At 50.6% G+C, this 21979-nt stretch carries 23 protein-coding genes; 5 read left to right on the plus strand and 18 right to left on the minus strand.

From position 1 onward, the window contains the following. Positions 1 to 63 precede the first annotated feature (63 nt). The 3 genes from CIK78_RS12125 to CIK78_RS12135 all read right to left on the minus strand — a co-directional run bounded on the left by CIK78_RS12125 (position 64) and on the right by CIK78_RS12135 (position 1285). Positions 64 to 243: a hypothetical protein gene (locus tag CIK78_RS12125; protein ID WP_225734516.1), complete on the minus strand. Its 180-nt coding sequence runs from the start codon at positions 241 to 243 to the stop codon at positions 64 to 66. Positions 244 to 309: 66 nt separating this feature from the next. After that, entirely contained in the window at positions 310 to 1086 is a 777-nt protein-coding gene (gene map / locus CIK78_RS12130) for a type I methionyl aminopeptidase (protein ID WP_096280372.1), read from the minus strand. After that, the gene (locus CIK78_RS12135) at positions 1079 to 1285 is read right to left on the minus strand and encodes a ParD-like family protein (RefSeq protein ID WP_096280374.1); all 207 of its coding nucleotides are present in this window, start codon (positions 1283 to 1285) and stop codon (positions 1079 to 1081) included. The genes map and CIK78_RS12135 overlap by 8 nt, the downstream gene beginning before the upstream one ends. Positions 1286 to 1525: 240 nt before the next feature. Between CIK78_RS12135 and CIK78_RS12140 the strand changes: the two genes are divergently transcribed. Then, complete coding sequence (locus CIK78_RS12140; protein ID WP_096280376.1) at positions 1526 to 2959, plus strand: AbgT family transporter; 1434 nt, start codon at positions 1526 to 1528, stop codon at positions 2957 to 2959. A gap of 28 nt (positions 2960 to 2987) precedes the next feature. Here CIK78_RS12140 and CIK78_RS12145 read toward each other — a convergent pair whose 3' ends face one another. Beyond that, complete coding sequence (locus CIK78_RS12145; protein ID WP_096280378.1) at positions 2988 to 3890, minus strand: LysR family transcriptional regulator; 903 nt, start codon at positions 3888 to 3890, stop codon at positions 2988 to 2990. 182 nt (positions 3891 to 4072) lie between these two features. Between CIK78_RS12145 and CIK78_RS12150 the strand changes: the two genes are divergently transcribed. Together CIK78_RS12150 and kynU are read left to right on the plus strand one after the other, a co-directional pair. After that, entirely contained in the window at positions 4073 to 5497 is a 1425-nt protein-coding gene (locus CIK78_RS12150; RefSeq protein ID WP_096280380.1) for a M20 family metallopeptidase, read from the plus strand. Between the two features lie 21 nt (positions 5498 to 5518). Next, positions 5519 to 6763: a kynureninase gene (kynU, locus tag CIK78_RS12155; RefSeq protein WP_096280382.1), complete on the plus strand. Its 1245-nt coding sequence runs from the start codon at positions 5519 to 5521 to the stop codon at positions 6761 to 6763. 16 nt (positions 6764 to 6779) lie between these two features. On the opposite strand, the gene CIK78_RS12160 is transcribed toward kynU, so the two are convergent. After that, complete coding sequence (locus tag CIK78_RS12160) at positions 6780 to 7199, minus strand: DUF2784 domain-containing protein (protein WP_096280384.1); 420 nt, start codon at positions 7197 to 7199, stop codon at positions 6780 to 6782. An 861-nt stretch (positions 7200 to 8060) separates the two neighbouring features. On the opposite strand from CIK78_RS12160, the gene CIK78_RS12165 reads away from it, so the two are divergent. Continuing rightward, a protein-coding gene (locus CIK78_RS12165; RefSeq protein ID WP_096277116.1) for an IS3 family transposase occupies positions 8061 to 9214 on the plus strand; the annotation gives its coding sequence in 2 pieces (ribosomal slippage) (positions 8061 to 8298 and positions 8298 to 9214; 1155 coding nt in all). On the opposite strand, the gene CIK78_RS12170 is transcribed toward CIK78_RS12165, so the two are convergent. The 7 genes from CIK78_RS12170 to CIK78_RS12200 all read right to left on the minus strand — a co-directional run bounded on the left by CIK78_RS12170 (position 9192) and on the right by CIK78_RS12200 (position 14742). Next, positions 9192 to 9488 (minus strand): DoxX family protein, encoded by a 297-nt coding sequence (locus CIK78_RS12170; protein WP_225734504.1) that lies wholly within the window; start codon positions 9486 to 9488, stop codon positions 9192 to 9194. The genes CIK78_RS12165 and CIK78_RS12170 overlap by 23 nt on opposite strands. 185 nt (positions 9489 to 9673) lie before the next feature. Then, positions 9674 to 10348, minus strand: coding sequence for a hypothetical protein (locus tag CIK78_RS12175; protein WP_096280386.1), 675 nt, complete (start codon positions 10346 to 10348; stop codon positions 9674 to 9676). 115 nt (positions 10349 to 10463) lie between these two features. Next, complete coding sequence (locus tag CIK78_RS12180; protein WP_096280388.1) at positions 10464 to 11231, minus strand: RES family NAD+ phosphorylase; 768 nt, start codon at positions 11229 to 11231, stop codon at positions 10464 to 10466. 72 nt (positions 11232 to 11303) lie between these two features. After that, positions 11304 to 12026, minus strand: coding sequence for an endonuclease NucS domain-containing protein (locus tag CIK78_RS12185; RefSeq protein ID WP_096280390.1), 723 nt, complete (start codon positions 12024 to 12026; stop codon positions 11304 to 11306). A 127-nt stretch (positions 12027 to 12153) separates the two neighbouring features. Further along, positions 12154 to 12582 carry a hypothetical protein gene (locus CIK78_RS12190; protein WP_096280392.1) on the minus strand — a complete coding sequence of 143 codons (429 nt, stop codon included), beginning with the start codon at positions 12580 to 12582 and terminating at the stop codon, positions 12154 to 12156. Between the two features lie 133 nt (positions 12583 to 12715). Further along, positions 12716 to 13351: a LysE family translocator gene (locus tag CIK78_RS12195; protein ID WP_096280394.1), complete on the minus strand. Its 636-nt coding sequence runs from the start codon at positions 13349 to 13351 to the stop codon at positions 12716 to 12718. 530 nt (positions 13352 to 13881) lie between these two features. Continuing rightward, a complete protein-coding gene (locus CIK78_RS12200) occupies positions 13882 to 14742 on the minus strand; it encodes a DUF2203 family protein (RefSeq protein WP_096280396.1) in 861 nt (286 codons plus the stop codon). 283 nt (positions 14743 to 15025) lie between these two features. On the opposite strand from CIK78_RS12200, the gene CIK78_RS12205 reads away from it, so the two are divergent. Continuing rightward, complete coding sequence (locus CIK78_RS12205; protein WP_096280398.1) at positions 15026 to 15955, plus strand: 2-dehydropantoate 2-reductase; 930 nt, start codon at positions 15026 to 15028, stop codon at positions 15953 to 15955. A gap of 17 nt (positions 15956 to 15972) precedes the next feature. On the opposite strand, the gene CIK78_RS12210 is transcribed toward CIK78_RS12205, so the two are convergent. The 6 genes from CIK78_RS12210 to CIK78_RS12235 all read right to left on the minus strand — a co-directional run bounded on the left by CIK78_RS12210 (position 15973) and on the right by CIK78_RS12235 (position 21954). After that, positions 15973 to 16599, minus strand: coding sequence for a glutathione S-transferase N-terminal domain-containing protein (locus tag CIK78_RS12210; RefSeq protein WP_096280401.1), 627 nt, complete (start codon positions 16597 to 16599; stop codon positions 15973 to 15975). Between the two features lie 52 nt (positions 16600 to 16651). Continuing rightward, a complete protein-coding gene (gene mmsB / locus CIK78_RS12215) occupies positions 16652 to 17545 on the minus strand; it encodes a 3-hydroxyisobutyrate dehydrogenase (protein WP_096280404.1) in 894 nt (297 codons plus the stop codon). 31 nt (positions 17546 to 17576) lie between these two features. Beyond that, positions 17577 to 18692 carry an enoyl-CoA hydratase/isomerase family protein gene (locus CIK78_RS12220; protein ID WP_096280408.1) on the minus strand — a complete coding sequence of 372 codons (1116 nt, stop codon included), beginning with the start codon at positions 18690 to 18692 and terminating at the stop codon, positions 17577 to 17579. Positions 18693 to 18709: 17 nt separating this feature from the next. Beyond that, positions 18710 to 19864 carry an acyl-CoA dehydrogenase family protein gene (locus CIK78_RS12225; RefSeq protein WP_096280410.1) on the minus strand — a complete coding sequence of 385 codons (1155 nt, stop codon included), beginning with the start codon at positions 19862 to 19864 and terminating at the stop codon, positions 18710 to 18712. Between the two features lie 207 nt (positions 19865 to 20071). Next, a complete protein-coding gene (locus CIK78_RS12230; protein WP_096280413.1) occupies positions 20072 to 21064 on the minus strand; it encodes a branched-chain amino acid ABC transporter permease in 993 nt (330 codons plus the stop codon). 2 nt (positions 21065 to 21066) lie between these two features. Continuing rightward, positions 21067 to 21954: a branched-chain amino acid ABC transporter permease gene (locus tag CIK78_RS12235; RefSeq protein ID WP_096280416.1), complete on the minus strand. Its 888-nt coding sequence runs from the start codon at positions 21952 to 21954 to the stop codon at positions 21067 to 21069. Positions 21955 to 21979: the final 25 nt, after the last annotated feature.

A 21979-nucleotide genomic window follows, 5' to 3' on the forward strand; every position in this document is an offset into this window, starting at 1 on the left:
AAAAATGATTATTAATTGTCCTTTATTTAAAGATAAAAACCTACCGCTAATTCAGGCTTATTGTTAACCGCCCAGAAGCATCATGTTGCCGATCAAGCCCAACAAAAAACCCGCCACTGCACCTAGGGCAGGCATGCCCCGCATCTCAAGCTTTGAGCTCGGTGCAATATCTTGAAAGACCAGATACAAAATCGCCGCACCTGCCAGTAGCGATAACAGCAATATGTAAATAATAGTCATCATAGAATATTAGCTATCACACCCTAATTATTAGGATACCCATCATTGGTTGAGTTAAGAGGCTCGCCGTTACCCAGGCCGCTCTTCATCACGCAGCGTTAATACCTCAAAACCTTGGGAGGTAACCGCAATCGTATGCTCCCATTGCGCCGACAGTGTTTTGTCACTGGTGACGACCGTCCAGCCATCTTTCTTGGTTTTTATTTTAGCCTTGCCCTGATTGATCATAGGCTCAATGGTAAACACCATGCCTTCTTTTAGAACAAGGCCTTTTCCTCTCTGCCCATAGTGCAGCACTTCCGGCTCTTCATGCATTTCCCGACCAATACCGTGGCCGCAGTATTCACGCACAACCGAGTATCCGCTATTTTCAGCATATTGCTGAATCGCATAGCCCACATCACCCAACGTAGCGCCGGGCTTAACAGCGTTTATTCCTTGCCACATAGCTTCGTAGGTTTTATCAACCAGCCGTTTTGCTATGGGCTTTACATCGCCCAGCATGTACATCTTGCTAGAGTCGGCAATAAACCCGCCCTTCTCTAAGGTAATATCGACATTGACAATATCGCCTGATTTAAGCGTTTGCGCATCGGATGGAACGCCGTGGCAGACCACCTGATTAACCGACGAATTGAGCACATACTGATAATCATATTGCCCTTTACTTGCGGGGCGGGCCTGCAGATCATCAACGATATATCGCTCGGCCCAATGATTGATATCCATCGTAGAAATACCGGGCACAATGCGCTGATCAAGATAGTTGAATACCGATGCAAGCAGTCGACCGGCCTCGCGCATTAGGCGCAGTTCCTCTTCACTTTTCAGAATCACTTTAGCCACCGACCACCTCCCCGACATTAATATCGGCTTTCTTCATTTGCTCTCGCACAATCTCAGAAAACGTCATGCCTGGATTGGTCTCAGCCAACATGCCGATTTTTATCCAATATTCCGCCTGCGCATTAATAGAGCGCACCATAACAGCGCTGGCCCTGCGAATATCTTCATGTAGCTGGTCATCTATTTTCACAATTCCCATAAGCACACCCTCAAAGCATACGAAACATATACGAATCATATACTCACTAGGAATTACCTACAAGCCTGTATGCCATGGACATCTTCTAACTAAGGGTTCACTTACCAAAAATAGAAAACACGTTTGATTAATCCACAATTGTCCACTTTAGCCTTACTTGGTAGGTTGATTTTCATATAAATATGCCTTCCGTATATGCCTCATTATTAAAATGACAATCCTCTTGAAGTGGAGACAACGATGTCCTTAAAGGCAAACTCAAGCGAAATCGGCGCTATAGAGCACAAAAAGAAAAAGCTACCGATGCCAGATGTCTTTATCATCTTGTTCGGCTTCATGATTTTAGTGCTGATTGCCTCCTACTTCATTCCCGCCGGTACTTACGAGAGAAGTAGCGTTAATGGCTTGACGCAGGTATCTACCGATAGCTTTCGCTATATCACGGCTCCGTCACTAAATTTAATGGATTTATTTACCTCCATTCATAAAGGATTGGTGGCGGCTTCTGGCGTCATCTTTCTGATTTTGATCGTCGGTGGCGTTCTTAAGGTTATCGAATCGACGGGCGCACTTAGCGCCGGTATTCATCGCATGATTGGCCTAGCCAAGGGTCGGCAAAACATTCTCATCGTGATTTTCTGCACCACATTTGCAACGCTAGCCTCCGTGGGTGTGGGCGCGAACCTAGCCATTGCATTTATTCCTATCGGCCTGTTTCTGGCGCGCTCGTTGAAACTTGACCCTATTGTTGGAGTAGCGATTATCTTTCTGGGCTCTTATGCGGGCTTTGCCGCCGGCGTTTTCGACCCCACGGTAACCGTTACCGGGCAGACCATTGCCGAGCTGCCTTTGTTCTCAGGCTTTGTCTACCGCAGTGCGATTTTTGTGGTCTTTCTCGCTATTACTGCCGCGTATATTTGCCATTACGCCAAGCGAGTTAAGAGCAAACAGGCTAACAGCAACGCTGAAAATGTAGCGGTTAGCGCGACCGGCGAAGCCCAGGAAGCCGATGCTGCGCCTGATTTCACTTTTTCCCACAAAGTTATTTTAACGATGTTTGCCGCCTCCTTTGCGTTCTTCTTATACGGCGGCTTTTCGTTTGGCTGGGGCATTACGGAGCTTTCCGCGACCTTTCTTATGCTCGGAATTATTACCGCCGCAGTCGGCAAAATATCGCCCAATGCGTTTATCAAGCGGCTGATGAATGGCGCGGGTGAAGTGATGTATGGCGCGCTGGTCGTTGGGGTAGCGGCAGCCGTGATCGTATTGCTCAAGCAGGCCCAGCTGATTGACACCATTGTACATAGCGTCGCCAGCTCGCTGGATGGTCACGGCAAAATCATGGCGATGCAGCTTCTTTACCTCTTTAACCTGACCTTTAACGGCATTATTACTTCCGGCACAGGGCAGGCGGCGATCGTCATGCCTATTATGGTGCCCATTGGCGACATGCTTGAGGTAACCCGTCAGTCCACCTTCATTACCTTCAAGCTAGGCGATGCTGTGACTAATATTGTTACGCCGCTTTCCGGCACTCTAATGGCCTGTTTGGCTATCGCTCGTATTTCCTATGTGGAGTGGTTCAAGTTTGTATTGCCGCTGGTGATACTTTGGATCGCCGCAGGTAGCGCCTTCGTGGCTATTGCGGTCAGCATTAATTACGGGCCTTTTTAAGGCCCCTTTAGCGCAACAGTACCGAGATTTATTGCGAGGCAGTGATAAGCCGGTGGTTTAAAAAGCTCAGAAATGCCTTCATGTGAGCAGGCATTTGGCGCTCTGCCATGACCTGCACTTGAAGGCTGCGAAGCGCCAGCTGCGGCTCCAGCAGCGGTTTTAACACCAAGCCTTGCGCTTGCGTTTTACCGCTCACCGCCACGGCGCTACACAGCCCAACCATATTAGGGTGCTCGCACACCATAGTGTAAGTAGCGCCCAGCGAGTCGCAGGAAAAGCTGGGCTGTATGCTGATACCTGAAAGGCTGCATGCCACATCAAACAAATAGCGCATGGTGGACCCATTCAAGGACATGCTAAGCGGATACTGGCTCAGATCTGCCACGTGCAGTTCAGCCTTGCTGGCCAAAGGATGATGTTTGGACATCAGCGCCCGGATCGCCGCGTTATGGCTAGAGACGACGTGAATACCGATATCCGGTGAAAGGCTAAAGGTCAGGGCAATATCCGCCTCACCCTCTTTAACGAGTTCCGAGGCGCGCACTGAATCCACCATATGCAGATCAAAGCACGTGTCCGGGCATTGAGTAATAAATTCAGAGATAACGCTGGGCAGAAAATGCCAGGCCATACCATCGGGGCATGCCACGGTGATTTTACGCTGCTGGCGCGTCATCACGTCGTGCATCTGTTCGATGACGCTGCTGACCTCCAACTGGTTACGCAGCGCATAGGCTTGCAGCAGCCTGCCCGCTTCGGTGAGCTGCATGCCGCGAGGCTGACGATTGAACAGCTTTATATCCAGGCGTTGCTCAAGGTTCGTGACCTGACGACTCACCGCAGAGACGGCAACGTGCAGCTCTTCTGCCGCGGCAGAAAGCGAGCCCGTTTTAGCCACGCTGTGAAAAAAGCGCAAGTTGAGTTCCTGCATCGTGCTCTTCCCCATTTTTGATTAACGCCTGGCGAGCGCAGCTGATTTCTAATGATTAGAAAGAGTACTTGAAAGATTCATAATAGTCGCAAAGGTAGCCAAGAATTACTCTTTTTTAGTGGCGTCTTACGCACAGTTCTTTTCGACGACTTCCAACATTCCAACGACCATAAGGGGGGTTCATGGATACAACGCAGCGTTCAGGTCGCGAACACGCGCTTCAACTGGCGGTTAACGAGCTTACCAACGGCAACTTTTATCGCAGCCTGGCACGCCGAGTGGCGCTTAAAACGGTCAGCCAAGACCCCTCGCGTCAAGACACTCTGCACGACTACTTGAACAATGAAATGTCGCCACTGCTAACCGAGCTAGGGTTTGACTGCCAGATCATTGCTAACCCAAGCGCCGGCCAGCCTCCCCTGTTGATCGGCCAACGTATAGAAGACCCCGCGCTTTCTACGCTGTTACTTTATGGCCATGGCGATGTCACCGATGGTCAGGAAGACAAATGGGCCAATGGCATCGACCCATGGGCACTGACCTTCATTGACGGTCGCGTTTATGGCCGCGGCACGGCTGACAATAAGGGCCAGCACAGCGTTAACCTCAGCGCCCTTGAGGCGGTGATCAAGGCTCGCCAGGGTAAGCTGGGTTATAACGTCAAAATACTTTTTGAGATGAGCGAAGAGATCGGTTCACCAGGTCTGGAAGCGGCCTGCCTTGCGTATAAGGAAGCGCTGAAAGCCGACCTATTTCTCGCCTCGGATGGCCCACGCATCCGCCACGATATGCCCACGCTATTTCTTGGTTCGCGGGGCATACTCCAGCTAAAGCTTTCGTTGGCGACCGGCAACGGCGGCCGTCATTCTGGCAACTGGGGCGGCATCATCACCAACCCTGCCGTCGTGGTCTGTAACGCCATTGCCACGCTGCTCTCCGCAGAAGGCAGAATTCAAGTCGGCTTCCTCAAAGCACCGGCGATTCCAGCAGAGGTTTCCCAGCTCATTCGCGACTTGCCGGTAGGTGGCGGGGAAAACGACCCGACGATCAACCCCGCGTGGGGTGAAAACCAGCTTAGCGATGGCGAGCGCCTGTATGGCACTAACACGTTAGAGATTTTAGGCATGAGCGCAGGCAGAACAGACAAACCGGTGGGCGCGATTCCTGAAAGCGCTGAAGCCGTTCTACAGCTGCGCTTTGTGAAAGGGACTGACTGGCAGACCATAGAAAGCCATTTACGCCAGCATCTTGATACCCACGGCTTTAAGGCTATTCAGATTGAAATGTTAGGTGGCTATACCGCAACTCGGCTAGACCCTCATCATCCGTGGGTCGGCTTTGTGGCGAAATCAGCCCGTCTAAGCCTTAAAGAAGACGCGCATATTTTGCCTAACCTGGGTGGCACGATCCCCAATCACTGCTTTTCGGAGGCACTCAACTTGCCGACGGTCTGGCTGCCCCACTCCTACCCATCTTGCAATCAGCATGCGCCCGACGAACACCTGCTTGAAACCATCGTTGAGCAGGGACTTAAGATGGCCGCTGGCGTATTCTGGGATTTAGGCGAACCTCAAGCAAAAAAACTAGCGACGAACGAGGCAATCTAAGCAATTTTCGGGAGTAGTGATATGAGTAAAAACCAAAATGGGGTGAGTCTTACCAGTGTTCAAGCGCTGGATCAAAACGACCCTTTAGCCAATTTTAAGCGCCGCTTCGCCCTACCGAAAGGCGTGCTGTACTTAGATGGTAACTCCCTTGGCGCTCAGCCCATCGCTGCTAAAAAGGCCGTGGACGATACCTTGGATCAGTGGCGTGACGAGCTGATTAAGGGCTGGAACCAGGGTTGGTTTGACGCTCCCGAGCGATTAGGCAATCTATTAGCGCCGGTGATTGGCGCCCGGCGCGGTGAAGTTACCGTTACGGACAATATTACTTTGAACATCTTCAAGCTGCTTGGCTATATCATCGGCCAGCGCCAGGGAGAGCGCAAAGCGGTGCTTAGCGAGGGTGGCAACTTTCCTACCGATGGATATATCGCCCAGGGTTTTTGCCGGATAAGCGGTGCAGAGCATCGTTTTCTTCCTGAAAATAGCGACCTGGCAGAGCACTTGGACGGCGTGGCAGTGGTAGTGCTTAGCCAGGTCAACTATCGCACCGGCAAGCTTCGCGATATAACGGCCACCACTCGATTGGTACACGCACACGGCGCTGAAGTGATTTGGGACTTGGCTCACTCGGCAGGCGCGCTACCGATCGACCTTAACGGGAGCGGCGCCCGCTATGCGGTGGGCTGTACCTATAAATATCTCAACGGCGGCCCTGGCTCACCGGCTTTTCTTTACGTGCATAGCAACTATCAAGACCAAGGCTGGCAACCGCTTTCCGGTTGGCACGGGCATGCATCGCCCTTTGCGTTTGATGCTGACTATATCCCGGCTAACGATATTTCTCATTTCCGCACAGGCACGCACTCAGCCATCATTTACGCAGCGCTGGAAGCCTCTCTAACCCTGTGGGCCGAGGTCGACATGGCAGCCGTAAGAGCTAAAAGCGTGGCAATGAGTGAGTTATTTCTTGCGTGTTTAGGCGATATTTTTCACCGCCACGGTATTGAAGATATCACCCCGGCGTCCAGCCAGCGCGGTAGTCAGGTATCACTTATCGACACCCAAAACGGTTACGCTATCGTTCAAGCGCTCATTGCTCGCGGTGTTATCGGCGACTACCGTGAGCCGGGGCTAATGCGCTTTGGCTTTACGCCACTTTACCTTAGCTTTGAAGACGTTTGGCTGGCGGCTCAACACTTTAGAGAAGTCGTGGAAAGCGGCGAGTACCGAGATCCACAGCTTCATGTTCGTGGCGCGGTCACGTAAGGCAAAATATTGCTCATTACAGGCTTGGATCTCGCTTACTCGCCAAGCGGTTAGGCCGCACAACAAACCAGCTGGCCAACACCAAGCTGCCAAATAACGTATAGACCGCAATAAATACCCAATCAGGGGCACTGTAGTAAAGCAGGTTCTGGAGCCAATATTGAATAAATGAGCCGCTGTAAGCTATGACGCCCGCCTTTTCGCGCAGCGCCATTTCCCACGTGGTTAAGGGGCAAACAAACCCCAACCAAGCCTGCCCCACTACATAACCAATGGCGCATAGATGAATGATACGAAAAGCGCTGTTGCGCACCCACTGCCAGTGCAGGAAATAGCCTGCATAGACGGCGAGTAACCCAAGCACCACAAAGGCCACAAATAGCACGTGGAAGACGAGGATGGCGTCGGCTAGGCGTAGTAAAAACAATTCTGGCATAGGCAAAGACTAATCAAGGTGGATACGCAAAATAACCTTTTCACTTGCAAGGCCGCTAAAAACAATAGCACATGCTACAGCTGTCCTTCTTCGCTGGTGAATGCTTCCCACCGGCGGCTCTTGCGAACTATCTCCCAGGTAATTATTTTCACTTATAAATCAGCGCCCTATCAGCTAGTTAAGCAACTTGTAAGTCGCTATCTATTTATAAGCCGATTTGAAGCCTACTATTTAGGACTACCTAAAAGCGTGAAAATTCGCGAATAAAACAATGTCTTTCAGTTCCCCCTGATTGGGGCCATACTGGTTCAACAATGCATTGGGGACTAGGTGCATTCGCGACAATACTTTAAAGCTATCCTCAGATTGGTTCTTACTGATGCTAAGCAACTTCATTTATTAATGACAGGAATAACATCATGAGCAAAGGTCAAGATAGTAAAAAAAATCTCAAAAAGAAACCGCTTTTAACACCCAAGGAAAAGAAAGCAGCCAAAGCGTCAAAGAAAAATGAAACCAACGTGCTAGGCCATTAAGCGCGCCTAAAAATCAGTCATCTTAAAACTCAGCCAAGGTTAGCTCAAAAGAGCTAACCTAAAAAAGGAAATGCGGCCAACGCAGCGTGTTAATGTTACCAAAACACACTGACCCACAGTAAAAGTCGCAGCCGCCTACTATTACTCTTCCTTTCTCTAAAATACTAAATGCCATTCACTAACCACTATTAATGCATAAAATCTAATCACATTGCTTTTTTGCGCTTTTCAAGATGAATAGCCCACCAAACAAACCAGACAAATGAATCGCCCCAGGTTTCGTAGACACCTCCAGGCCTTATACTAAAGGTATCTAGGAGGAACCATGAGCCATCCCCGCTACACTGAAGAATTCAAAATCGAAGCCGTCAAACAGGTGGTAGAGCGCGGCCATCGCGTGGCCGAGGTCGCTGAGCGGCTAGGCGTGTCAGGGCACAGCTTGTACAACTGGATCAAGCGCTACGATAAGCCGGTAGAACAACGGCAAGAAGATGATGATCTCCAAGCTGAAAACCGTCGTTTGAAGGCCGAACTCAAACGCGTATCAGAAGAGCGAGACATATTAAAAAAGGCCACCGCGTACTTCGCCAGGGAGTCCGACTGAGGTACGCGTTTATTCAAAATTATGCGAGCCAATACGCGGTACGTCGCTTGTGTCAGATGATGGCCGTGCATCCCAGCGGTTACTACGCATGGTGTAAAAAAGCGCTCTCTAATCGAGCTCGGGAAGATGAGCGCCTACTGGGATTGATCAAGCACTCCTGGCTTGAAAGTGGCGGTGTATATGGCTATCGCAAGGTCTACCAGGACTTGCGTGAAGCTGGCGAAACTTGCGGGAAGCACCGTGTGGCGCGTCTTATGAGTAGGGAAGGTTTACGCTCTCAGACGGGCTATCGACGACGCCCTGGCGGCTATGGCGGTGGAAAAGCGGCTGTTGTATCCCCTAACCATTTAGCCCGTCAGTTTGAAGTAACAGCGCCAAATATTGCTTGGGTGACGGACATCACGTACATCCGCACTTACGAAGGCTGGCTTTACTTAGCGGTAGTTATCGACCTGTTTTCTCGTCAAGTGGTTGGCTGGTCGATGAAGTCTCGCATGACCACGGAGTTGGTACTGGATGCTTTGTTATCAGCAGTCTGGCGACGCAAGCCACAAGGAACGGTGATGGTGCATTCGGATCAAGGAAGCCAGTTTAGCAGTGGAGACTGGCAAAGCTTTCTGAAAGCGAATCACTTGGTAGGCAGCATGAGCCGACGTGGTAACTGTCATGACAACGCCGTTGCTGAAAGCTTCTTTCAACTTCTCAAGCGAGAGCGAATCAAGCGACAGATTTATTCAACACGCGAAGCGGCTAGATGTGACGTGTTCAATTACATTGAAATGTTTTACAACCCAAAGCGCCGACACGGCACAAGTGATAACTTGTCACCGGTTGAGTATGAAAGGCGTTACTTCAAGAGCCTAACGGGTGTCTAGAATATCCGGGGCGATTCAGTAACGCCATGTTGATATTGGCCGGGTAAACCGCAACAATTAACGCAATTAACCCGCACCCTGCCAGAAACCGCGTTTTGGGAATCAAAATACCTATCGCTCCCAACAATTCAAAAATGCCGCTAATCAACACCAGCTCTTTGTGATAACCCAAATAGTCAGGCATCACCATTACAAAAAAATCAGTAAAGACAAAATGAACAACACCGCCAACAAGGAAGAACAAAGAGATGATAAGCAACGGGATTCTGGGCATGTTATTTCCTATATTTTGTATTATTGTGCGTTAAAGAACACATCGAGGTTGGTTATACAGCATGCTAACGTCTTTTTGCTACCTGCTTTCGGCCATGAGCTGCCTTTTAGTCGTCTCTGATATAACGCTCGCATTTGCGGCTGGTTTGGAGCGCAGTGGCAAAACAGTCCGACAACATGCGTTTGCTATGTGTGTTCTTTGACATTTCTTAGTTTCTCTATGGCTACAACCACCTCATACTCAACAGATTGATCAGAAAACAAGAGATGTTCACTTGGGTAAATAGTTTCAACTATTACTCGATTCTCTTCTCTGAACCAAGGCTGACTCTGGTAATGCTTAAACGCAAAGTCTTTAGCCACATCCAAGGAGGTTGTCCACGCTTGGCCATACGACTCATTCTCAAGCTCATGAGCGTCACACCCACGATATATTTTTATCATAGAGTCTAGTGATTCAATATCGTTTGGTTCCAAACGAGCTATTAGCGTTATTTTTGGATGCCAACACTCATTCTCTTGGCGCGTATATAGTTGATGAAGCCCGTTATATGCGTAGCATGAAAATGAATACCGTAGCGCGTCAAAAACCTGTAAAACATCTTCGTCTTTAATATCGTCTGCCAGCATACAATAGTGCGACCTGATAGATTCTTCAGCTTCATTGCCAACAAAGCTAAGCAAATCGGGCTTTATACCTTTAGCCTCGAAAGCCATGATTACATCGATGTATTCTCTAATAGCATCAATAGCAATAATCTTAAAATCGGAAAAAAATGGTTCGTTCAGTTTAGATTCTATAGAACAAACATTGATCCTCATGTCGTTTGACATAAGTTCATAATATGGCGTATCAAACATTATTTCTGCTCAAATTTAGACACATAACGCCCGCATTTGCGGCTGGTTTGAAGCGCAGCGGAAAACCAGTCCGGCAACATGCGCTTGTTATGTGCGTTTAAATATGTGCTCACTCTTAATGTTCTTGAACTTGTTTAAAATCGAACTTTAGGCGAGTGGGTTCAAATATAAGACATCTGGCCACTTCTGCTGAATCAAGGTCAAAGAGGCAGATATTATGACCTTCAGCCAGAGAGCTTTTATACGCTATCCCATCGTATCCTTTGGACCTAATAAACTCTGATATTATTTGAGTTGGTGCATACTCTGACTTTAAGTCCGAGGCTTTTGTAGGTTTAGAAAACGCATTATCGATATCTGACCAAACGGCTTTAATAACTTCTTCATTCGTTGGCTCCTCGAATAAGTATTTTAAATCAAAAGTACTATTCCCGTGCTCTACTGAGAAGTCGAGGATATTGAGGTCTTTCGTTATTTTCAAATAAGCCACGGTTAAAATCGCTCCTAACCAAGGACGAACTTCAGCCATGGCAGTTTCTTTGTCTGTAGCAACATAAAGATGCGGAATTCCCTTTGAGTTGGCTCTCCCTTCAGCCGCACTATCTGATAGTGGTTTCATACGTTCCGGATGAAAAGGACACGGAAAATCATCTACATGAATGTATTCATCTGTATCAGGGTCAGTTTGGTAGTACGGTCGCCAAGAGTGACCGTTTTGGGCCCGCCAAACATTAGCCCCCATCTTAATTGTGCGCTCACGTTCCCCACACGTATCCACAATAGAATTTAGAAACTTTATAGATTCATCATCTAAAATAAAACGATGCTTTGTATCTACTGCATTCCTAAATGTCAGATAGCTTCGCCATGACTTAAAACTCATATCGATTCCTAAGAGAGCACATAACGCATGAATTAAGCCGAACCGGGAAGCGGTTTCGGCTTGAATGAATTGTTAGACCTCTGACCCGGGCTGTGCAAGAGAAGAGGCCGCGTGTAGTTGGAATGAGACCTCGTACTCAAACAGGCTAACGTTAGGCACAACGCATATTGCATAGCGCAAAGTGTCGGTAATCTGTTTGGCAACAACAAGGCCATTTACTCGCTTGTTTTTGCCAATTGTTTGACTGACCCAGCCCATATACCGCATGAGCTGACCCACGGTGTAATCGGGCGTTCGGCCTCGCTTTAGCTCGAACACATAGAAATCGCCCGCCTCGTCCACTGCCAACAAATCAATTGGCCCGACAGCCGTAGGAAACTCAATACCATCACGGCCAGTTGGATCGACGTAAACGCGCAGGCGACGACCATGAACCGGAATAGCCGCAAGATTTTGGGCCAGGAAATCTCGGAGCTGATACTCCAACCCAAACGACGCTTCTTCGTTGGGCTCTTGGCCATCAGATTCATTTGGTTCGAGAATTTCCGTTAGAGCCGAACTATTAGCTGCGTTCGTGCCTGGAGGTAGAAGCCGAAATTCTCTTTCGGTTTCCTGAAGTGTCCAGCCGATTTTCTTTAAGCCCGCCCGAAGTTGCTGTGAAGTGCTGCTAAGGCCATCGCATCCAGCAGGGATATTTTCTGGATTTTGACGCAGCCATTCTTTCATGGGGTGCATTGCGACACTCCCGTTCGTTTGCGGCATCAGAACGAAATGGCTCTTGCGAGTAATAGTCACAAACTCTCCTCAGGGGTCTAACGCCTGCATTTGCGGTTTGGGTGAAATGGCGACTGTTTTGCGTGTTTTTGCAAAACGGGTGACAGTTTACCCAAATCCGGCAAGATGCACTGGTTATGCTTTTTATTCACTGAGCCCCCAGATGTTTGAAATCTTTGCTACATAAAGATGTTTTTCTAACGAGTTTTCGTGAAAGTAAATCTTTCCTGATGGACGCAACAAACTTACCCATTGCATCTTCTTTCGTTTGATGGTTTTGAGTATTGGAAGCATGCACGGTATCGAGGAATGCGTAACCATTAAGAATTACTTCGTCTGGACAATACAGCCAGCATTTATTAAGTTTATTTAGGAACTCAGATTTCAATTCTTGTGAGTTTGGCACGCCAACATAGAAGCCTTTTAAACAGCGTATTAGTTCTTTGTAACTTTCTTCTTTTCTTTGGTATTGCTCCCAAATTCTTTTTCTCCACTCATTAAGAAACCAGGCAAGAATAGCCCCGAAAAGCGGCGCTGAGAATTTCCAGAAGTCTACAGAAGATAATATTTCGATCATATTTGAATTCTTAAATGAGCATAACGCCCGCCATCACCGGTGACAAAACCGGAGCGAAGCGGAGGTTTTGGCATCCGGTGCATGGCCTGGTTATGTAGTTAAAGGCAAAAAGCGGCACCACCGCTCACCAACATTATCTCGTACTAGCAGCAAGCCGCGCGCCCAAGGCGACGAACAGAGCCCCAAGGCCTCGATCCATCCATAAGCCAACTCGCCGATTTTGCCTCAAGAATGCTCCTAACTTTGACCCCGCCAGAACCAAAGGTGGTTCTATGAAAGCCGCCACGACAATGATCAGAGTTCCATGCAAAAACAACTGAGCACTCGCAGGGCCAGCGCCTTCCACGACAAACTGCGGCAAGAAAGCAAGGAAAAATATGGCTACTTTCGGGTTAAGTGCAGAAACAAGGACTCCTTGCCAGTAGATAGAATTCATCCGTTGATGGCTGCCATCCTCACTAGATATGAATGAATCTCCGCGCGACAGAAGCATCTTGATGCCAAGCCAGATCAAGTATGCGGCACCTACCCACTTCACAACAGAAAATGCCAAAGCAGAAGTAGCAAGAATCGCTGAAAGGCCTACCGCCGCCATAACTACATGCAACGCCGCACCTGTCCATATGCCAATCATCGCAGCGAATCCATGTCGACGCCCGTTGCGCAAGGTCTGCCCTAGAATGAAAGCTATATCTGGGCCAGGGGAAAGGTTTAGAAGAGCCGCCGCGGCAAAAAATGTCGCCCAGTGAATTATTGTGTACTCAAACATTTCGAAATTCCTATGCCCTGAACTGTAGCAGCCAACGTGTAGTAACTACATAACAGCGTATTAGACGGCGCGCTCGATGATTGAATGAACGTGCTGGCACTTTTTCCGGCAAATGCAGCCTGTCAGATTCTCCCAAGCCTATGACTTTTCGAGTCATTAATTTCCATTAGGCTATATATCCAAAACTCGCGTGCGTGCTGCATTTCCCGGCACGACCGCTTTGGGTCGAAAGCGGCCATTGAGAGCCCTAAATTACGCCTCTGCTCTACTGTCCTGGCTCCGATTAATTATCTTCACAGATTTTGCAATCCACTCACCTGGGAAAATTAAACAACTCTACTTAGCCTAAAATTTAACAGACTATGCGTGATCACGTCATTAGCCATTAGCCGTCTATCACGTAGCTTTCTCCACTCCCTTATCGCGGCTACCATGCTGATTGGTCGTCGGACGCTGCCTGAGAGGCAAATGCTGGACGACCTCTCCGTTTAAATTAGCGGAGAGGTCGCTTTACTGAGAGGTGTCGCTTGTTAAGGCGTTTGCGCTTCGTCGCGCATTACATTGAGCGAGGTGATTTCAATGCTAAGCGCAGTACGCGTTTTTTCTAAATCACTTACCTGCTCACCAACATTGGTAAGTTGCGCATTGGCCTCATCAACCTGGGCGTTTAGCTCATCAAGTCGTGCTTCAGCTTCACTGCGGGCCTCTTCTGCGTCTTGGCGCGCCTGCTGGGCGGCATCGCGGGCAGCTTCGGCCTCTTCATGGGCTTTTTCGACCTCACTTACCTGTTCACCAACCGCGTCAAGTTGCGTATTGGCCTCATCAATCTGGGCGTTTAGGTCATCGAGCTGTGCTTCGGCTTCACTACGGGCCTCTTCTGCGTCTTGGCGCGCCTGTTGAGCCTCGTCACGGGCAGCTTCGGCCTCTTCATTGTCTTTTTCGACCTGGGCGTACGTCTCATTCAGTTCATCAAGGCGACTCTGCCTTTCGTCTATCTGCTCGTTAAGGGTGCCCGTTTCTTTTTCACGGGTCTCACGCTCACCGCGTAACGCGGTCAAATCATCTTCAGCATTGGCAATGTCTGCACGTGTCGACGCTAGCGCCGCCTCAGCCTCTGCTTGCTCAACCTCAAGGTTGCCCATCCGCTGCTGCAGCGTTGCTAAGTCAAGCTCTGCCGCTTCTACGTCGGTCATCTGTGCTTGAATCTGCTGGTGCTGACGCTCAGTTTCTGCCAGGCGTGTTTCCAGTGCCTCCATACTGTCTTTACGCGACCCAGCAATGGTGTGCGCGACGGCGGCCCAGATCACTGCAATAACGGTGATGGCTAAAATCACCTTTACACGGTTATCGCTTAACAGTGCTGTTGTTGATGATGAGTTCGTCCCTGCCATTGGTGCATCCTCTCTTTATTGGTAGCTACTAGTATCGTTAATGCGGGCCGCTAGCGCTTGCAGATCAGCGGCCCTTTGTCTGATTAAATATTATCATGGCAATACTACAACGAGTGGGTTCAGCATTGCTCTTAGTTACTGAGACGACATCTTTTAGCCTCGACGTTAGCGGATAGTAATGAGCAGATAGCAGTTCGCCACATCATCCGCCATTGGCTACCTTCATTTCTGGATCACGAACACGGTAAGCTTGCGACAACCTCTCTGCTGAGTAACGTACTCAATGAAAGATACCCACTGGATTATCGGCCCTGGTGCCATTGGCCGGCTGTTGGCCCATTCGCTTTCGCCTTTAGCGGCCACAACGCTAATCGGTCGCCGTGCGCTGCCTGAACAACAAGCGGTTACCACGCCAGAAGGCGAGCGGCGTTTACAGCGCTTGAAGTTGCGCACGTTGGAGCAGGTCGCACCTGAGACACATGACCTGCCCCGCTATGTGCATATCACCACTAAAGCAATGGCCGCTGAGGCAGCGCTGGCAAGCCTTGCTGATGTGATGCCTACGACGACTCCGCTGGTACTTTGGCAAAACGGTTTTTTAGCACAGCCGCGTATTACCCAAGCGTGGCCCGGGCCTGTGTTGTGTGCCACCACCACTGAAGGCGCTTACTTAACGGGCGATGATGGCGTGGTGCATGCGGGGCATGGGCATACGTTTATAGGGGATCTAAACAATCAGCACAGCGGCCTCGCGCAAACGCTTGCCCAAGCATTAAACCAGGCAGGGCTTGCTGCTACCGCGGTGGACGATATTCGTAGCCGCCTATGGCAGAAGCTGGCGGTGAACGCGGCGATTAATCCGCTGGTGGCACTAAATGGCTTGCGTAACGGCGAGTTACGGGATGCGGCGTATTCAGGCCACTTAGTGGCCGTGGTGAGTGAGGTTGCGGCGATTATGGCAGCCGAGGGCATTCAGCCGCCGAGTGAGGCAACCGATGAAACCGCGTGGCTGTCGATGGTGTGGCAGGTAGCGAAGAACACTGCCAATAATAAGGCGTCGATGTTGCAGGATGTGGAAGCAAAACGCCCCACTGAGCGTGGGGCGATTTTGGGGCCGTTGATTGAAAGTGCTCAGCGACATGGGCTGGCCTGTGAAACGCTACAAGGCTTAGATACCAATATCGCAGCGTTAGAAGCCAGCTATGGGTGCTAGGCAAGCGGGTGCCAATATTAGCTGACGGGAATCATCACCACGTCACGAAAGCTCGCACGTTCCGTAAGCTGCTGGTACCAGCGCTCTAAGTGGGGATGCGGTTGCCAAGCAATGCCGCTGTTCCATAAGTTGTAGAAGAATGGAGCAATGGCAATATCGCCCAAACCGAAAGCATCGCCAGAAAACCAGCGCTGGTTAGCGAGCGCGTTATCCATGATGGCAAAGGCCGCCTCACACTCTTTAACCGCTGATTCAATGGCCGCGCTGTCGCGTTTTTCTAACGGTGTTCTTACGTAGCCCATCAGGATCAAGCGATGTTTAGGCGAAAGCGTGCTATTCGACCAGTCCATCCATTTTTCAGCCTGTGCTCGCTCGGCGGGAGCCTCAATCCATAGCTTGCGCTGACCATACTGCGCGGCAAGGTAACGAATGATGGTGTTGGATTCCCAAAGAAGGCTGTTGGTGGCATCGTCTTTGAACAGCGGCACCAGGCCATTGGGGTTCATGACGAGGTACTCCGCAGTGTCATTCACCCCGTGTTGAAGCCCCGCATGGATTAGCTCAAAGGGCAGTTCAAGCTCTTCTAACACCCACAGCACTTTTTTAACGTTGGTAGAGTTGTTGCGGCCCCAAAGCGTAATCATGGCAATCCTTGTTGTGTGAGCATAGTAAGGAGGCTGAGTTTACCTCCCATCGCTACTGTTTATCTTGATAAAACTGCATCAGGCTTGAGAAGTCGAGCTTGCCGTTACCTTTGGCTTTGTGCAGGGTGAACAGCGAGCGTGCGGCGGAGCCCATGGGCACCGCAGAGGTACTTTGCTGACTGACATCCATGGCGAGACCTAAATCTTTGATCATCAGGTCCACCTGAAAACCGCCCTGGTAATTTTTGGAAGCGGGTGCGTTTTCCATCACGCCTGGATAGGGGTTATACACATTTAACGCCCAGTTACCGCCAGAGCTTTGCTTCATGATTTCTGACAGCACGGCAGGATCGAGGCCATTTTTGACGCCCATATTGATCGCTTCACAGGTGCCTGCCATCAGGATGGATAGCAGCATGTTGTTACACACTTTAGCCACCTGCCCCGCCCCATGATCACCGGCATGGAAGATATTTTTGCCCATTACGTCCAGCACAAGCTTAGCTTGCTCAAACTGAGCATCGCTGCCGCCAACAATAAATGTCAGCGTGCCCGCTTGAGCGCCACCTACCCCGCCAGACACCGGTGCATCCACAAAGCCAATGCCTTTTTCAGCGCCGGCAGCGGCCACACTTCGGGCGGTGTCTGCGTCAATGGTAGAGCAGTCAATCACCAGCGCGCTTTGCTTGATGACATCAAATAGCGGTGCATCACCGTCCACATACAGCCCGCGCACGTGCTTGCCTGCTGGCAGCATTGAAATCACAAAGTCGGCATCCGTGGCGGCTTCCTGGGCAGAGCGAGCCACTTCACATCCATGAGATTTAGCGATCTCAAGCGTCTCGGCCGAAAGATCAAACGCACGCACGTTAAAGCCTGCTTTAGAAAGATTGGCCGCCATCGGGCCACCCATATTACCTAAGCCAATAAACGCAACAGTGGTCATTGTTATTATCCTTATTTGTTAGTGACAAAATTTAAGACAGATCGGCAAGCGGATTTTTATCCCAGGGCGACGCTAACAGCTCGTGAATAAAGGCGTCATCAACCGATGCGACATCAGGATAGCTCCACGCGGGCTGGCCATCTTTATCAACTAGCAGCGCCCTCACGCCCTCAGGAAACTCGCGATGACGGCAGCACTGTACTGAAAGCGCCATCTCAGACTGAAACACCTGCGCCAGCGACATATGCTTGGCGCGCGTTAGCTGTTCATCAATCAGTTTGATTGATGCCGGGCTGCCGTGTGCCAAGGTTTGCTGGGCTTTGCTGAACCACTTGTTCTCGCTTTTTACCGCGGTGATCGCCGCGACGATTTGCTCAACGCTGTCGTGATCCATTAATTCGCGAATCAGCGGTGAATGCTGATAAATGGGCGCTTCAAGCTCAGCGAACACCGGCTGAGATGTCTGTTCAAGCTCACGCATAACGCGGTTCACCACGCCGTTGGCGTCGGTATTTTCACCTTTTCCCCAGCGAGCATCGGTTAACTGCTGCAGCAGCGCATCACGGTGGTGGCTGGCAATACAGCGGTCGGCTAGGCCAAGATGTACCGCATCCGGCGCGTTAATCTGGCAGCCTGTCATGGCCAGAAAGCGCCCGGCGCCGTTTGGCAGTCGATTCAAAAACCAGCTGGCACCCACATCAGGATAAAGGCCGATGGTGACTTCCGGCATGGCTAAACGTGAGGTTTCCGTCACAACACGATGGCTGCTGGCACTCAACAGCCCCATACCGCCGCCCATCACAATGCCATTGCCCCAGCAGATGACCGGCTTAGGAAACGTGTGTAAGAGATAGTCGAGCCGATACTCGGTTTCGAAAAAGCGCTCGGGGAAGCTAGGGTCGCCTTCACCGGCAATGGCTTTATACAGATTGACCACATCGCCACCGGCGCAAAAGGCTTTTTCACCAGCGCTATCCAGCAGTACCGCGACTACCCGCTGATCTAACGCCCAGGTATTTAAGCGGGGCAACATCTCTTCGCACATTTCAAGCGTCAGCGCATTTAGCGAACGCTCGGCATTGAGTTTTATTTCTGCAATCACATGCCCATCATGGGTGGCATGTTCGGTAAACAGTACGCTGCTCATTGGCCGTCCTTATTCTCTTAAAGCTCGGTGGCGCCGTCTGCCAATACCCGGCGAGAAATGATCAGGCGCATAATTTCGTTAGTGCCTTCAAGAATTCGGTGTACCCGGGTATCGCGCACGTAGCGCTCCATGGGGTACTCCTTGATATAGCCGTTACCGCCATAAAGCTGAAGCGCTTCGTCGCATACCTTAAAGCCCACATCGGTGGCAAAGCGTTTTGCCATGGCGCAGTAGGCAGTCGCATCGACGTGACCTGCATCTAACTTGGCTGCGGCCATACGTACCAGTTGTCGTGCGGCAACCAGTTCAGTGACCATATCGGCTAAACGAAACTGCAGTGCCTGAAACTCCGCCAGCCGTTTACCAAACTGCTTACGCTCCAGCATGTATTCGCGGGCTTTGTTGATCGCCTGCTGCGCCGTACCAATTGAGCAAGTCGCAATATTGATTCGGCCCCCGTCGAGCCCTTTCATGGCAATTTTAAAACCGTCACCTTCATTGCCAAGCAGATGATTAGTAGGCACACACACGTCTTCGAACGTGATCATGCGCGTCGGCTGGCTGTTCCAGCCCATCTTCTCTTCTTTGCGCCCGTAGCTGATGCCTTCAGCGTTAGCATCTACCGCAAAGGCAGAAACGCCGCCGGCGCCTTCGCCACCGGTGCGCGCCATCACCACTAGAAAGTCGGTACTGCCTGCACCGGAAATAAACATCTTACTGCCGTTCAGCACGTAGTCGTCGCCATCACGCTTGGCAGTGGTTTTCAATGAAGCGGCGTCTGAACCTGAATTGGGTTCGGTTAAACAGTAGGAGCCTAAAAGCTCCCCGGTGGCGAGTTTTTCGCCCCACTGCTTGACTGCATCTGGCGTGCCAAAGTCTGCCAGCATCCAGGTCACCATATTGTGAATAGTGAGATAGGCGGTGGTCGACGTGCAGCCCATGGAAAGCTGCTCAAAAATGATACTGGCATCTAAGCGCGAAAGGCCTAGCCCGCCCACGCTCTCGGGTGCGTAAAGCGAACAAAAGCCCAGCTCCCCCGCTTTACGAATCACATCAACGGGAAAGAATGAGGTTTGATCCCACTCAGCGGCGTGTGGCTCTAGCTCGTTTTGGGCAAAAGCACGCGCCATATCAGAAAAGGCAACCTGGTCTTCATTAAGCTCAAAATTCATGGCGTATCTCCGCTAATGTGCGTACACACTGGCTGTTGTCGTTGTAATTGACGTTAACGTTAACTTATCTATTTACCCCCTAACAAGCAACACAACCAAGCGTGCGACCTTAGGTGTAGAAAGGGTCAGCCATCACAAAAGTAGCGCTAAAAAAAGGCGCCATACGGCGCCCAAGATCGGCAAGCAAGAAGCGTTAAAGCGACGCTTCTACTTAAAGTTTTTGCGGTACATTTTATCCAGCTCACCAATAATGCCGCTACGAAAGCTCAGCACACAAACCACAAAGATGAGGCCCAAAATTACGCTAACCCAGTTGCCTAACGGCGATTGCGCGAGGATATGCTGCAGGCCAACCACTAGCCCTGCGCCCATCAAAGGCCCCAGCAAGGTACCCACGCCGCCTAGCAGCGTCATCAAAATTACCTCACCGGACATATGCCAATGTGCATCGGTTAACGAGGCAAGCTGAAACACAACCGTTTTGGTCGAGCCGGCTAAGCCCGCCAAGCCCGCAGAGATCACAAACGCCACTAGTTTATAGGCATCGGTGTTGTAGCCCAGCGATACCGCCCGAGGCTCATTCTCACGGATAGCCTTGAGCACCTGACCAAACGGCGAGTGCACGGTGCGCTGAATGAGCGCAAAGCCTGCGATGAATATCGCAAACACAAAGTAATACATCGACAGGTTACTGCTCAGACTGATCACTCCAAACAAATGCCCGCGGGGGACGCCGTGCAGGCCATCTTCACCGCCGGTAAACGGTGCCTGGATATACATAAAGTAAACTAGCTGAGCAATCGCCAAGGTCACCATGGCGAAATAGATACCCTGGCGCCGAATAGAGAGCACACCAAACAGTACGCCTAATAGCGTTGCCATTAACGTGCCGGCGAGAATACCTAGCTCCGGCGTTAACCCTGGGTAGCTGGCCAGCAGGTAGCCGGTCACATAGCCGCCGGTCGCTAAGAAAGCCGCATGCCCAAAAGACAGCAGCCCCGCATAGCCAAGCAGCAGGTTAAACGCGCAGGCGAACAGTGCAAAACAGAGCACTTTCATTAAGAAAACGGGGTAGACCATGAAAGGCGCCACCAGCCCCACTACAATCAACGCCAGATAAAACATATTGCGGCGAAATTTGGCGCGTTTTTGGCGTTCAAGCACGGCCGTTGGCGCTAGCGTCGTTTGAGGTTCTGTCATGTTTATGCCTCCTTACCGAATAGCCCAGCGGGGCGCAACATGAGCACGAGGATCATGACAAGAAAGATCACCGTATTAGATGCTTCGGGGTAATACACTTTGGTTAAGCCTTCGATAATCCCCATCGCCAAACCGGTGATAATAGCGCCTAAAATCGAGCCCATCCCGCCGATGACCACCACCGCGAATACCACGATTAGTAGGCTTGAGCCCATGGTTGGTGACACGGGATACAGCGGCGCCGCTAACACGCCGGCAAACGCGGCTAACCCGACGCCGAACCCATAGGTAAGGGTTATCAGCAGCGGGACATTGACGCCAAAAGCCTGCATCAGCTGGGAGTTTTCGGTGCCCGCCCGCAGGTAGGCGCCTAACCGCGTACGCTCAATCATAAACCAGGTGAATAGGCACATCGCCAAAGCGGCCACCAGCACCCAGGCGCGATAAGTGGGCAAGAACATAAAGCCAAGGTTCAAGCCACCTTGAAGAATCTCGGGCGTAGCATAGCGCGCCCCGGAAACACCAAAGAAATTGACCAGCGTACCTTCAAAAATAAGCGCTAAACCAAAGGTTAGTAGCAGCCCATAGAGATGATCCAAATGGGCGATGCGGCGCAGTAAAAACCGCTCCAGCAACACACCGAAAGCACCGACCACAAGTGGCACTAAGAACAGCGCCAGCCAATAGTTAATGCCCAGATAGCGAAAGCCCAGTAGCGCAGCGAAGGCGCCCAGCATGTATTGCGCCCCATGGGCAAAATTGACGATCTTCAGTAGGCCGAAGATGACCGCCAGGCCCAGGCTAAGCAGTGCGTAAAAGGCGCCGTTCACTAGACCCAGCGTTAGCTGGCCCATGAAGACAGCCATAGGCACGCCGAATATCATCGTCATGATGTGAATCTCCTCGCCATCAAGC

Origin of the sequence: Halomonas sp. JB37, from assembly GCF_002332255.1 — a bacterium.
In the GTDB taxonomy this organism is placed as follows: Bacteria; Pseudomonadota; Gammaproteobacteria; order Pseudomonadales; family Halomonadaceae; genus Vreelandella; species Vreelandella casei.

Excerpts from the sequence above, each read along its gene's own strand:
- CIK78_RS12205 (WP_096280398.1), top strand. The coding sequence starts at position 15,026 with ATGAAAGATACCCACTGGATTATCGGCCCTGGTGCCATTGGCCGGCTG.
- CIK78_RS12170 (WP_225734504.1), bottom strand. The coding sequence starts at position 9,488 with ATGCCCAGAATCCCGTTGCTTATCATCTCTTTGTTCTTCCTTGTTGGC.
- CIK78_RS12160 (WP_096280384.1), bottom strand. The coding sequence starts at position 7,199 with ATGCCAGAATTGTTTTTACTACGCCTAGCCGACGCCATCCTCGTCTTC.
- CIK78_RS12135 (WP_096280374.1), bottom strand. The coding sequence starts at position 1,285 with ATGGGAATTGTGAAAATAGATGACCAGCTACATGAAGATATTCGCAGG.
- mmsB (WP_096280404.1), bottom strand. The coding sequence starts at position 17,545 with ATGACCACTGTTGCGTTTATTGGCTTAGGTAATATGGGTGGCCCGATG.
- CIK78_RS12200 (WP_096280396.1), bottom strand. The coding sequence starts at position 14,742 with ATGGCAGGGACGAACTCATCATCAACAACAGCACTGTTAAGCGATAAC.
- CIK78_RS12195 (WP_096280394.1), bottom strand. The coding sequence starts at position 13,351 with ATGTTTGAGTACACAATAATTCACTGGGCGACATTTTTTGCCGCGGCG.
- CIK78_RS12230 (WP_096280413.1), bottom strand. The coding sequence starts at position 21,064 with ATGACAGAACCTCAAACGACGCTAGCGCCAACGGCCGTGCTTGAACGC.
- CIK78_RS12180 (WP_096280388.1), bottom strand. The coding sequence starts at position 11,231 with ATGAGTTTTAAGTCATGGCGAAGCTATCTGACATTTAGGAATGCAGTA.
- CIK78_RS12175 (WP_096280386.1), bottom strand. The coding sequence starts at position 10,348 with ATGTTTGATACGCCATATTATGAACTTATGTCAAACGACATGAGGATC.
- CIK78_RS12210 (WP_096280401.1), bottom strand. The coding sequence starts at position 16,599 with ATGATTACGCTTTGGGGCCGCAACAACTCTACCAACGTTAAAAAAGTG.
- kynU (WP_096280382.1), top strand. The coding sequence starts at position 5,519 with ATGAGTAAAAACCAAAATGGGGTGAGTCTTACCAGTGTTCAAGCGCTG.
- CIK78_RS12235 (WP_096280416.1), bottom strand. The coding sequence starts at position 21,954 with ATGACGATGATATTCGGCGTGCCTATGGCTGTCTTCATGGGCCAGCTA.
- CIK78_RS12150 (WP_096280380.1), top strand. The coding sequence starts at position 4,073 with ATGGATACAACGCAGCGTTCAGGTCGCGAACACGCGCTTCAACTGGCG.
- CIK78_RS12145 (WP_096280378.1), bottom strand. The coding sequence starts at position 3,890 with ATGCAGGAACTCAACTTGCGCTTTTTTCACAGCGTGGCTAAAACGGGC.
- CIK78_RS12225 (WP_096280410.1), bottom strand. The coding sequence starts at position 19,864 with ATGAATTTTGAGCTTAATGAAGACCAGGTTGCCTTTTCTGATATGGCG.
- CIK78_RS12190 (WP_096280392.1), bottom strand. The coding sequence starts at position 12,582 with ATGATCGAAATATTATCTTCTGTAGACTTCTGGAAATTCTCAGCGCCG.
- CIK78_RS12125 (WP_225734516.1), bottom strand. The coding sequence starts at position 243 with ATGATGACTATTATTTACATATTGCTGTTATCGCTACTGGCAGGTGCG.
- CIK78_RS12140 (WP_096280376.1), top strand. The coding sequence starts at position 1,526 with ATGTCCTTAAAGGCAAACTCAAGCGAAATCGGCGCTATAGAGCACAAA.
- CIK78_RS12220 (WP_096280408.1), bottom strand. The coding sequence starts at position 18,692 with ATGAGCAGCGTACTGTTTACCGAACATGCCACCCATGATGGGCATGTG.